The 11,831-nt window shown below is 62.3% G+C and carries 12 protein-coding genes; 9 read left to right on the top strand and 3 right to left on the bottom strand.

Annotation, left to right across the window (positions count from 1 at the left end; translation table 11 throughout):
• Positions 1-64: 64 nt before the first annotated feature.
• Positions 65-1,030, bottom strand: coding sequence for a helix-turn-helix transcriptional regulator (locus tag MJO54_RS09935; protein ID WP_059087303.1), 966 nt, complete (start codon positions 1,028-1,030; stop codon positions 65-67).
• A 162-nt stretch (positions 1,031-1,192) separates the two neighbouring features.
• Between MJO54_RS09935 and MJO54_RS09940 the strand changes: the two genes are divergently transcribed.
• The 7 genes from MJO54_RS09940 (at position 1,193) to MJO54_RS09970 (ending at position 8,992) form a co-directional block, all read left to right on the top strand.
• Complete coding sequence (locus MJO54_RS09940; protein WP_012394830.1) at positions 1,193-1,513, top strand: 2Fe-2S iron-sulfur cluster-binding protein; 321 nt, start codon at positions 1,193-1,195, stop codon at positions 1,511-1,513.
• 71 nt (positions 1,514-1,584) lie between these two features.
• Positions 1,585-2,925 (top strand): cytochrome P450, encoded by a 1,341-nt coding sequence (locus MJO54_RS09945; protein WP_046285458.1) that lies wholly within the window; start codon positions 1,585-1,587, stop codon positions 2,923-2,925.
• On the top strand, positions 2,922-4,124 hold the full coding sequence (locus MJO54_RS09950; protein ID WP_046285459.1) for an NAD(P)/FAD-dependent oxidoreductase: 1,203 nt from the start codon (positions 2,922-2,924) through the stop codon (positions 4,122-4,124). Before MJO54_RS09945 ends, MJO54_RS09950 begins: the two co-directional genes overlap by 4 nt.
• 261 nt (positions 4,125-4,385) lie before the next feature.
• A complete protein-coding gene (locus MJO54_RS09955) occupies positions 4,386-4,796 on the top strand; it encodes an SCP2 sterol-binding domain-containing protein (protein ID WP_016889191.1) in 411 nt (136 codons plus the stop codon).
• Between the two features lie 48 nt (positions 4,797-4,844).
• On the top strand, positions 4,845-6,461 hold the full coding sequence (locus tag MJO54_RS09960; RefSeq protein ID WP_081288818.1) for a fatty acid--CoA ligase: 1,617 nt from the start codon (positions 4,845-4,847) through the stop codon (positions 6,459-6,461).
• 46 nt (positions 6,462-6,507) lie between these two features.
• Positions 6,508-7,614, top strand: a complete 1,107-nt coding sequence (locus MJO54_RS09965; RefSeq protein WP_046188899.1) for an NDMA-dependent alcohol dehydrogenase — start codon at positions 6,508-6,510, stop codon at positions 7,612-7,614.
• Positions 7,615-7,891: 277 nt separating this feature from the next.
• Positions 7,892-8,992: a BtrH N-terminal domain-containing protein gene (locus tag MJO54_RS09970; protein ID WP_046285460.1), complete on the top strand. Its 1,101-nt coding sequence runs from the start codon at positions 7,892-7,894 to the stop codon at positions 8,990-8,992.
• A 335-nt stretch (positions 8,993-9,327) separates the two neighbouring features.
• Here MJO54_RS09970 and MJO54_RS23760 read toward each other — a convergent pair whose 3' ends face one another.
• Positions 9,328-9,609, bottom strand: coding sequence for a hypothetical protein (locus MJO54_RS23760; protein WP_163648679.1), 282 nt, complete (start codon positions 9,607-9,609; stop codon positions 9,328-9,330).
• Between MJO54_RS23760 and MJO54_RS09975 the strand changes: the two genes are divergently transcribed.
• Entirely contained in the window at positions 9,577-9,954 is a 378-nt protein-coding gene (locus MJO54_RS09975) for a PaaI family thioesterase (RefSeq protein WP_073916453.1), read from the top strand. The genes MJO54_RS23760 and MJO54_RS09975 overlap by 33 nt on opposite strands.
• 165 nt (positions 9,955-10,119) lie before the next feature.
• Here the strand turns inward: MJO54_RS09975 and MJO54_RS09980 are convergent, their stop codons facing one another.
• A complete protein-coding gene (locus MJO54_RS09980) occupies positions 10,120-10,806 on the bottom strand; it encodes a TetR/AcrR family transcriptional regulator (protein ID WP_046285463.1) in 687 nt (228 codons plus the stop codon).
• A 73-nt stretch (positions 10,807-10,879) separates the two neighbouring features.
• On the opposite strand from MJO54_RS09980, the gene MJO54_RS09985 reads away from it, so the two are divergent.
• Positions 10,880-11,749 (top strand): metal-dependent hydrolase, encoded by an 870-nt coding sequence (locus MJO54_RS09985; RefSeq protein WP_046285464.1) that lies wholly within the window; start codon positions 10,880-10,882, stop codon positions 11,747-11,749.
• The last annotated feature ends 82 nt before the right edge of the window (positions 11,750-11,831 follow it).

Raw genomic sequence — 11,831 nt, forward strand, 5'->3', positions numbered from 1 at the left:
CGGGGAGAGGCGACGCTGCAGAAAGACGCCGCAAAGGTCGGATCTCCGGACCCGCCGGGACAGCTCAATGTGGTGAGAGCCGGAACTCGCTCGGAGAGCGGCCGGTCCATCGCTTGAAGGCGTGTGAGAAGTTGGCGAGGTCGCTGTATCCGAGATCCGTGGCTATCTCACTCACCGATAGGGATCGGTCGAGTAGCTGCAGCATCGCGCGCTCGCGCAGGAATGCTTGGCGCAACTCGCGAAAGGTGGTCTCCTCTTCGGAGAGGCGCCGCTTGAGTGTGCTGGTGGACATTGACAGCTCATGTGCGAACCAATGTTTACTTCGGCGTCCGGGCTCCTTCTGCAGCAGCCGTCTCACCTTCTCCGAGAACGACGTGGTTTCGCTCCGCTGGTCGAGAGTTCGCTGCAGATCGACGATGGCGAGTCGGTATGCGACGGGATCGGAGAACCGGCACACCTCGTTGAGCGTGTCCGCGGGAACATGGAGGAAGGACATCGGAGCGTCGAAGAACAGGCGCCCGGCGGTAAGGTCGTCCTCGCGATCTTTCAAGGCGGCGGGCGCTGGCCAACTCAAGTGGAGTGTGAGGGTCGGCGCCGCACGGACGAGCATGTCCAGCAGTCGCAACAACGCCAACCCGGCGTACGTGACGGCGAGGCAGTCCAGGGCCCGATCGCTGGTGTGTCCCCAGAGCCCGACGGTGAGGCCTTGGTCATCTGGATGAAACTGTGCTTTGACAGCCGTCGTGATCAACGGCAGATAAGTCAGCAGCTCTACGATCTCGGCCACTGAGCCCGCGCTGACCAGCGGAACACTCAGCGGGCCGAAGGACGTCAACTGTGCCTGTTCGGCTAACGCAAATCCGAGCAGCGTTGCCTGATCGATGTCTAGACCGGGGTACGCCTCACGAAACCACCGTAACGGGGCCTGGACATCACGCTGAATCAGCGTCGCCTCGTCGGTTCCTTCGCGAGCCATGATGTTGCGAAGCCGCGCGACGGCGTCTGGGTCAAACGCCGGGCTCTCGAGCATTTGCACGAATGCGAGTGGGGGCACACCCGCGTCATTGGGGTTCACTGACCATGGCCCCTTTGAGCCGAAATCACAAGTTTCTGACTCCGGCGAACATAGCCGCAGCGCTCATCTGGCGCAAGACTTGTGTCAAGTAACTGAGGACACGCAAGGAGCCTGGCTATGGCAGTTGTCACATTTGTCTCCCACGGCGGCGAGAAGTATGAGGCGCCTCTCGAGGAAGGTCAGTCACTGATGCGGGTCGCGACCAACAATGCGGTGCCCGGCATCGACGGCGACTGCGGAGGCGAAGCCGCGTGCGGCACCTGCCATGTGATCGTCGATCCGCAATGGTCCGATCGGGTCGGCCTCTCCGGGGCCAATGAAGAGGAGATGCTCGCGATGAACCCCGAGCGTCAGCCGACCTCCCGGCTGTCCTGCCAGATGCAGGTCTCTGAGGCGTGGGACGGTTTGATCGTCCATCTGCCCGAGTTCCAACTGTGATGACGAAAGAGAGGTGAGACGTGAGCAATATTCGCGAGGCAGTCACTGCCAAGGCTCAGGCAACAATTCCGATGGACCGAATAATCCAGGGCGCCCACCTCTACGACAGAACGCGGCGCTGGGTCACCGGCACCAACGGTGAAAAAATCTTCATCGAGCGACCGATCCCGCCGGCTGACGAGGTTGAACTGACCGACATCGACCTTAGCAATCCTTTCCTCTATCGTCAGGGTCGCTGGAAGTCCTATTACGAGCGCCTACGCAACGAGGCTCCCGTGCACTATCAGGCCCACAGCGCGTTCGGCCCGTTCTGGTCGGTGACGCGGCATGCCGACATCGTGGCCGTCGACAAGAACCACGAGGTCTTCTCCTCCGAGCCGTTCATCGTCATCGGGAGCCCGCCGCGCTTCCTCGACATTGCGATGTTCATCGCGATGGACCCCCCGAAACACGACCGGCAACGGCAGGCTGTCCAGGGTGTGGTCGCACCGAAGAACCTGCGTGAGATGGAGGGCCTCATCCGCGAGCGGGTGGTAGACGTGCTCGACGCTCTGCCGCTTGGCGAACCGTTCAACTGGGTGCAGCACGTCTCGATCGAGCTAACCGCGCGCATGCTGGCCACGCTGCTGGACTTCCCGTACGAGCAGCGGCGCAAGCTCGTCCAATGGTCCGATCTCGCCACCTCCATGGAGCAAGCCAACGGTGGGCCCTCGGACAACGACGAGATATTTCGCGGCATGGTCGATATGGCTAGAGGTCTCAGCGCTCACTGGCGGGACAAGGCAGCCCGGAAAGCTGCCGGAGAGCTGCCCGGCTTCGATCTGATCACCATGTTGCAGAGCGACGAGAGCACCAAGGACCTGATCGATCGCCCGATGGAGTTCTTGGGCAACTTGGTATTGCTGATCGTGGGTGGCAACGATACGACCCGCAATTCCATGAGCGGTGGTGTTCTGGCGCTGAACGAGTTCCCTGACCAGTTTGAGAAGCTGAAGGCGAACCCCGAGCTGATCCCCAACATGGTCTCGGAGATCATCCGGTGGCAAACCCCGCTCGCGCATATGCGCCGGATCGCCAAGGCCGACACTGTGCTCAACGGGCAGTTCATCCGCAAGGGCGATAAGGTCCTGATGTGGTACGCCTCGGGCAACCGCGACGAGCGCGTGTTCGATCGGCCCGATGACCTGATTATCGACCGGGCCAACGCCCGTAACCACATCTCCTTCGGTTTCGGCGTGCACCGCTGTATGGGTAACCGGCTGGCCGAGATGCAGTTGCGGATCCTGTGGGAGGAGCTGCTTCCGCGGTTCGAGAACATCGAGGTCGTCGGTGAGCCCGAGTACGTGCAGTCCAACTTCGTGAGGGGGATCAGTAAGCTGATGGTCCGCCTCATCCCGAAAGGTGGCGCATGACCGTGCAGCGAGCGGTCATCGCGGGGGCCAGCCACGCGGGCACCCAGCTCGCCGCCAGTCTTCGCCGAGAAGGGTGGGACGGCGAGATCGTCCTCGTCGGCGATGAGTCGGCGTTGCCCTACCAGCGGCCCCCGCTGTCCAAGTCGTACCTGGCCGACAAATGCGAACTGGCCGAACTCGCGATCCGCAACTCGGATTTCTACGCCAAGCAGCGGATCCGACTCCTGGATGCGACGGTGGCGGCGATCGACCGCTCGGCTGGTCATGTCGTGCTGAGTACCGGCGACGCACTGCCCTACGACAAGCTCGCGCTGTGCACTGGCGCCCGGCCTCGTCGGCTCCCCACCCCGGGAGCGGACCTGGCCGGAGTCTTCTACCTACGCACCGCCGCGGACGGCGAGATGATCCGAGAGGCCGCCGGCCCCGGGCGTCGGGCGGTGATCGTGGGCGGCGGCTACATCGGACTGGAGACAGCCGCCTCGTTGCGTGCACTGGGTCTGGAGGTCACCCTGCTCGAGGCGACCGGGCGCGTCCTTGAACGGGTCACCGCCCCGGAGGTATCGGAGTTCTTCGACCGGATCCACCGGGAGGAGGGCGTCAACATCCGGACGGGCACGCTGGTCGAGGCTCTGTCCGGCGACGGCAGGGTCCGCGAAGTAATCCTGGCCAGTGGCGAATCAATTCCCGCCGACCTCGTCATTGTCGGCATCGGCGTGGAGCCGAACACCGAGCTCGCCGCCACCGCGGGCCTGGTCGTCGACAACGGCGTCGTGATCGACGATCGGGCCCGGACTAGCGACCCCGACATCGTGGCCGCCGGGGACTGCGCCAGCCACGACATGGCCCGTTACGGCCGTCGCATCCGCCTGGAGTCCGTGCCGAGCGCGGCCGAGCAGGCCAAGGTCGCCGCCGCGACCGTCTGTGGGAAGTCCAAGAAGATTGCGGCCCTTCCATGGTTCTGGTCAGATCAATACGACCTCAAGCTCCAGATCGCCGGTCTCAACACCGGGTACGACGAGGTCGTCCTCAGCGGCGACCCGACCCGGGACCGCGACTTCACCTGCTTCTACCTCCGTGCCGGCGAGCTCATTGCCGCCGACTGCATCAACCGTCCCCGCGACTTCATGTTCAGCAAGCGGGTCATCACGCAGCAAGTCGCCGTCGAACGGGCCGAACTGGTGCTCGCCGGCTCGGACTGAGGTGCCGGCGGTGCGTAGGCGGTGGGAACGACGACGGCGGATGCGACGCGTGTCTTGGAGAGGTACTTCAGTGACAATTGCCATCCAGCCCCGCTGGCAAAGGAACGCTAGCGGCTGCCCGGCGGTCGCCTTGGCGCAGCGCATCAGGACCTAGTGGGGTTTCCCAACGAGCATGACGATTCTTTCCGGAGGAGCAGCGTCAGAAGTCGGTGCCTGTTCTGTTCTGTTCTGTTCTGACAATGAGGTTAGTTGAGGTTGACGGTGGCGGTATTTAGGGACGAGGACGAGGTCTATGCCTTCCTGGGCGGGATCTTTCGGCGGGGTTTGGAGAAGGAAGGTCTGGCGGACAAGCTCGCGAATTCGGGTGTGGTGTTGCGGGTGCATTACACAGATCCGGATGCGGTTGTGACGGTGGACATGCCGAACAAGGTGGTGGAGACCGGAGCGGCCAGTACCGCGGTGCCCAACGTGGAGTTGTTCATGTCGGCAGACACGGGGAACAAGTTCTGGTTGGGGAAGGTGAACTTGACGATGGCGATGGCCAAGGGAACGGTACGTGCGAAAGGTCCGGTGCCGAAGTTGATCAAGTTGATCCCGCAGGCCAAGAACCTGTTCCCCGAGTACCGGTTGATGCTGGAGAGCCAGAATCGGCAGGACCTCATCGATGCGTGACCCTCGCCTCACCGCGGGCTGTAGGGCGGGTGTGCGATGAGGAGCACGATGCAGGACGTTGCGTTGACTGTGCCCGCGATCGTGGCCCATGCTTCGGCAGTTCATGGCGATCGCGAGGTGCTGACTGCGCGCGGACCCCGGCAGATCTCTGGGGTGTCCTATCGCGAGGTGGGTGAGCGTGCGGCACGGTTGGCAAATGCTCTGCGCCAGATCGGCATCCGTGGAGATGAGCGTGTCGCGACGTTACAGTGGAGCAACCAGGAGCATCTGGACTGTTACGCGGCGGTGCCGTCGATGGGCGCGGTGCTGCATACGTTGAACCTGCGGCTGCCGCCGGAACAGCTGACGTGGATCGCCAATCATGCCGAGGATCGGGTGATCATCGTCGACAGTACGGTGCTGGCCCTTTTGGCGGCGGCGTTGCCGTCGATGACCTCGGTGCGCACGGTGCTAGTGACCGGAACCGGCGATCTTGCCGCGGTCGAGGGGTGCGGAAAGGACGTCCTACGGTACGACGATGTGGTGGCCGCCCAGTCGAGTACGTTCGACTGGCCCGACGTCGACGAGCAGTCGGCCGCAGCGATGTGCTATACGAGCGGTACCACCGGGCATCCGAAAGGTGTTGTCTACAGCCATCGTTCGACGTGGTTGCACTCGCAGGCGGCGTGCACTTCGAATGCCTTGGGCATCGGTCATGACGACACGGTGTTGGCGATCGTTCCGATGTTCCACGCCAACGCGTGGGGGTTGCCGTATGCGGCGATGATGGCCGGCGCGCAGCTTCTGCTGCCTGACCGTTTCCTGCAGGCGGGGCCTCTAGTGGAGATGATCGAGGCGGTGCGACCGACGATGGCGGGGGCGGTGCCGACGATCTGGACCGATGTTCTGCACTACCTGCGCGACAATCCCGGCCATGACGTGAGTTCGCTGAAGATGGTGGCCTGCGGTGGTTCGGCGGTTCCGCGGTCGTTGATGACCGCCTATGACGAGCTGGGCATCCGCATTGTGCAGGCTTGGGGGATGACTGAGACTTCCCCGCTGGCCTCGGTCGCTCTGCCGCGGAGTTCTGATACCCCGGAGAGGTCGCTTCACCTGCGCGCAACCCAGGGCCGGGTGGTGGCCGGTGTGCAGGCCCGCATCGTCGATGACAGCGGTGCAGAACAACCGTGGGACGGAAAATCGGTGGGGGAGATTCAAGTCCGCGGCCCGTGGATCACTCAGTCGTATTACGAGAATGACAGTCCGGCGGCGTCGCCGGACGGGTGGTTGCGTACCGGGGACGTCGGGACGATCAGCGCGGACGCGTTCATCGCGCTGACCGACCGCTCCAAGGATGTCATCAAGTCCGGGGGCGAATGGATCTCCTCGGTGGAATTGGAGAACGAGTTGGCCGCTCACCCTGCGGTGCGCACCGCCACGGTGATTGGAGTGCCCGACGACAAGTGGCAGGAACGGCCGCTGGCGGTGGTCGTCCTGGCTGCCGACCGCACCGCCACCGCGGCGGAGCTGACCGAATTTCTGCGTGCGCGGGTGGCCAAGTGGTGGCTACCGGAACGGTGGGCGTTCGTCACCGACATTCCGCTGACTTCCACTGGCAAGTTCGACAAGAAGAAGCTGCGCCGCCAGTTCGGCGACGGTGACCTCATCATCGAGACGCTGGCGTGAATCATCAATCCACTGCGACCGAAACACTGACGTTAAGGAGACACATATGAAGACACGTGCTGCAGTGCTGTGGGGCCTAGGAGAAAAGTGGGAAGTCGAGGACATCGAGTTGGATCCTCCCGGCCCCGATGAAGTGCTCGTCCAGCTGACCGCGACCGGGTTGTGCCATTCCGACGAACACCTCGTGACCGGCGACCTGCCCATTCCGCTGCCCGTCGTCGGTGGCCACGAGGGTGCCGGCACCGTGGTCGAAGTGGGTGCGGGTGTCGAGAACGTCGCCGAGGGCGATTCGGTGATCCTGACGTTCCTGCCGTCGTGTGGGCACTGTTCCTATTGCGCGCGGGGGATGGGGAACATGTGCGACTTGGGTGCCGCGCTCATGATGGGACCCCAGATCGACGGCACTTACCGTTTCCATGCCCGGGGTGAGGACGTCGGCCAGATGTGCCTGCTGGGCACGTTCTCGGAATACACCGTGGTCCCCAAGGCGTCTCTGGTCAAAATCGACCAGGGGACACCGCTGGACAAGGCGGCGTTGATCGGGTGTGGTGTGACGACCGGGTACGGGTCGGCGGTGCGCACCGGTGAGGTGCGTGCCGGGGATACCGTGGTAGTGATCGGAGCCGGTGGCATCGGCATGAATGCGATTCAGGGTGCCCGCATCGCGGGCGCGTTGAACATCGTGGCTGTCGATCCGGTGGCGTTCAAGCGTGAACAAGCCGGCGGTTTCGGTGCGACGCATGCCGTTGCCACGATCGACGAGGCCTGGTCACTGATCAGTGACATCACCCGCGGCAAACTCGCCGATGTCTGCGTCTTGACCACCGATGTCGCCGAAGGGTCCTACATCGGCGAGGCGCTGTCCTTGGTCGGTAAACGCGGCCGTGTGGTCGTTACCGCGATCGGGCACCCCGAAGACACCTCGATGTCGGGTTCACTGCTGGAATTGACGCTGTATGAAAAGCAGATCCGCGGCGCTCTGTACGGTTCGTCGAACGCCGCCCACGACATCCCGCGGCTCGTCGAGCTCTACAACGCCGGACACCTCAAGCTGGATGAGCTGATCACCCGTGAGTACACCCTCGATCAGATCAACGAAGGCTACGCGGATATGCGATCGGGCCGCAACATCCGAGGACTCATCCGATTCTGATAAAGCAGCCGAAGCGCGGGAGCGCGACCACGGGAGCAAGCGAGCTGAGTACAACGGTTGAGTGCTGCGCGTCTGTGGCTCTTACCGTTGACGTGTTGATGCAGGACTAGCGATCGAAAGTCAATGTGCCCCATCGCCATAGGCGGTCGAGATGCGCGGCTGAGGTTGGCTGCGGTCACGCGTGTTGGTGTTGGCACCTACTGTCAGCCGGGAAGCCGTGATGAAACGTAGCTTTTGACGAGTCTCAACAGTGCTACTGACAAGAGAGGAAGCGGCGATGACGAGGATTCAAATTCCCTATCCCCATAGGAGGGGAGGGCACTGTGGTTCCGGTGCGCTTCGTGACCTTACTGAATGGGCCCAACTCGGATGGGGGACAGAAGCACTCAGTGAAGGATTGGTCTTCACCCTCGGCGGAGCCTTGGACTTCTCGTACGTCCGCTCTACGCAGTTGTTCCCCCAGGTGTACCTGGTAGGACGAGGAAGCGACCTGGAACAAGATTACCTCTCCCGGGTTGGCGCAAAGTTCGTCGTGCGATCGACCGATGACCCGGACGTGGGATGGGCATTTGTGACCGACGAAATCGACAAAGGTCGACCCGTCATGGTCTGGGCTGACATCGGCGAACTTCCTTACCTGCGCGTCCGATTGCACATGAGCCGTCACGACATTGTCATCACCGGATACGATGACGAACAACGGGTCGCCTATGTGGTCGATAATGACCGCGAGACAACCCAGACGGTGGCCTACGACGACCTACGCCGGGCGCGGTCCTCGGTCGGGTTTCCCACACCTACCCGGCACACCACATATCACGTCGACTGGCCAGAGCGAGTGCCAGACCTTGGGCCGATCGCGGCCGCTTCACTCGCCGCGAGCGCAGCGTTCATGCGCGGCGGTGCCGTAGGTGCGCCGCTACTGCGCATCGAGGCAGCTGAAGTCGAATCTTCCGGTTTGAAGGGTGTGCAGGACTTCGCCGATGACGTAGGGCATTGGCCAACGCTGTTCGATGACGATGCCCTGACCGCGGCATTGTTCGGGCTCGGGGCGTTCATCGAGAAAGCCGGTACCGGCGGCGGGCTCTTTCGTACGCTGCAGGCACACGGTTGCCAGAACATCGCCGATCTCCTAGATGACGCCGCCACTGCCGAAGCGGCTGCCGCGGCCCGACATGCTTCCAAAGCGTGGTCTACGCTTGCGGCCGCAGCCACGGATGCCGGCACATCGCTACGGAGTCGTAGTCTAGCTGCGGCCAAAGTCGCCGCGACGATCCCGGACGCCGAAACGCGCCTCGTCGAAGCCCTCGAAACGGCCAGTCGATCCGTTGGCACTGTCGATACCGGCATCGAAGCTCATCTGAAAGGCTATCTGTGAGTGGCACTTCAAACCAATCGAGTTTCCTGGAGACTACTGGTTTCTCGATTGGCAGCATGACGATGTTCAGCGCTTCGCCCAGAACGCGGTCGGTGACGTTCGTGACCCTTGTGCAGAAGGCGAGGTTGACCGTCACCGCTGTGGGGGACAGGATTTGGTATGACCCCTATAGCACCGACGACGACCCCGAGCATTATCGGGCGAGCTATGCGGCGACAGCGTCGAGGGCGTATTGCGGGGCAGGACCAAATGGCTGATAGTGACCGAACTGGAAGGTGTACCGCAGCGATGATCTCGGCGGGCTAACGAGTCCTTTACATACTGTCTTCCGGCGATCAGCCCAGCCGACGTCGGCGCAGTTCTTCAGTCGCATGGTGGTCCATGCACTGCGTGGTCCTATTTAGGAGGATTTCGTCATCGACGAGCAAGCAGAAGATTCGGCCATCGCGTGGTGGCATAACTTTCAGAATCGTGTTATCGCCGCCGACGGCGACTACCTCGATGCGCACCATCCGTGGTGCCTTGGTTGCGGCACAGACAATCCGCACGGTCATCGCCTGCGAGCGCGTCGGCGTGGCGACGGGGTGGGCGCCAGGCATATCTTCGACGGCCGACATCGCGGCGCACCCGGGATCGCACATGGCGGCGCAGTCATGACGGTTCTTGACGACACGGTGGGCATGCTGCTCTACGTCGTCGGTGAGATGGCCGTCACCCGTAAGCTCGACACCGAGTTCTTCGCGCCGGTATTGCTGGGGGTTCCCTACGAGGTCAGCGCGGAGCTCGTGTCCAGAACCGGCCGGAAACTCGAAGTGCGGGCAGAATTGCGCGAGGAAGCCACCGGCCAGCTGGTCGCGTCCGCGTCCGGGTTATTCGTCGTCGTCACGCTGGATCACTTCACTAGCTCCATACAGAAGGCGTCGTCAATACGCTGCACTGCGCGACCACCCTGGGAGGGATGACGCAACCCGTAAATCTGCTCATTTTTCAACCGGCGCAGGCTGCTCGGATTAAACCGGGGCCGACAGGCGGGTTTGCTAAGCAAACGCGTACTCGACCACATCGTGGTGTACCAGCCTTCGGTAGCGTGACGCCGCAGCGTGTCGGCGAAAAGACCGCCGGTCTCATCAGCTGTGGCCCGCAGGGGAGTTGATATCGACCTGGATGTGCGAAGCGGCCGGGTCAGGTTTCTGGCCGAGGGTATACAGGCCAAGACTGCCGAGAAAACCCGCACAATGCTCGATAAGCACTTCGGTCGATAGGTTTAGTTGTCCGTCTATCCAGCGACGGAGAATCTCGAACAGGCCCCCGACACCGTAGGTAGCGGCGAGATCTGCGACCTGAATCACCTCGCTGGGTATATCGAGATGCAGGCGGGCCTCTCTGAGGACGAGCTCCGCAAATTCGGACATCAGTTCGCTTCGCAGCTGCCGAAGCAGGGGTTCAGCGCCCGATTCGACAAACAATATGCGGGCCATGCTGGGATCGTTCTCGATCATCTGAACCAGGGCCTTTATCGGAGCGTAAGCGAGTTCTTGAGGAGCAACGGTGTCATCCGGTATCGCCTTGGTGATCACGGCTTGGAAGGTGGTGGAGATCTTGGTGAACATCGCACGCAGGAGCGCGTCTCTGTCGCGAAACTGCTGGTAGAAGTACCGGCTCGTCACTCCTGACTCCGTACACACAGCGGTCACGGTGCACGCGGCGGCTCCCTGCTTGCCCATGAGCGCGACCGCGGCGTCAATCAGCAGTGCGCGGCGCTGCGCATCGCGTTGAGTTGCGGACAGCCCGCCATAAACACGTGCTGGACTCATGCCCTACATTCTGGCAGTCTCATGTGACAAGGCCTAAAGTCAGATCAGACTACGGAGGAAGGACCCCGTCAAGATGCCGGAAGATCGAGCCTCGACCAAGAGCCGTGTATTGCCAAAACCCCGGCGCGTTCGTTTCCCCATGCCCACCTCCACGAAGCGGCAACACTTCGTGGATGGCGACCTGGTGATGAGCCATTTCATCTCGGTGCTTTCTGCGACCTTCCCGGAAGGGGAAGACTTCTTCATCCGCTCGGTCAAGTATTTCCAGAGTTCCATCGACGATCCCCAATTGCTGACAGCGGTCAAGGGTTTCATCGGACAAGAGGCCACACACCGACACCAGCATCGGCTCCTCAACGAACGGCTCCAGGCCATGGGTTATCCGACCGCGCGGATCGACCGCCACGTCGCACGCCTGATCAAGCTATTGGAGCGGCGCTTTTCGCCAGAAATGCGGCTGTCGATGACCTCTGCATTGGAGCACTACACCGCGACGCTCGCTGAAATCATTCTCACCAGCGATGACGCCCAGAAGCTCATCGGACAGACAGAGGTTCGACCGATTCTGCTGTGGCATGCGTTCGAGGAGTCGGAGCACAAAGCCGTCGCCTTCGACGCCTATCGGCTGATTGGAGGCACCGAGCGCACCCGCGTACGGGGCATGCGGATCGCCTCTGCAATTCTGTTCGGCGAACTCATTCTGCAGACTGCGCTTTCGATGGCCTCTGACAAGGCCTCGTATAACCCGGTCACGTTGGTGCGTAGCCTACATCGCTTCAGTCGCACCCCGATGTTCACCGCCGATGCGCTGCAGCGATTCCGTTCGTACAACCGCCCCGGCTTCCACCCTGATGATTGGGACAGTGCCGCGGTCCTGGAGCGATGGAGCAAGGAACTGTTCGACCAAGACGGCTCACAGAAGGTCATCGCTCAGCCTGGGTAGCAAAAGTGCGTGAGGAGGGCGACGCAGAAAGACACTGTTTCTGCGTCGTTCCTCCAAACAAACGACAGCGCGCCTGTCGTCA

Source organism: Mycolicibacter virginiensis (assembly GCF_022374935.2).
Taxonomy (GTDB): domain Bacteria; phylum Actinomycetota; class Actinomycetes; order Mycobacteriales; family Mycobacteriaceae; genus Mycobacterium; species Mycobacterium virginiense.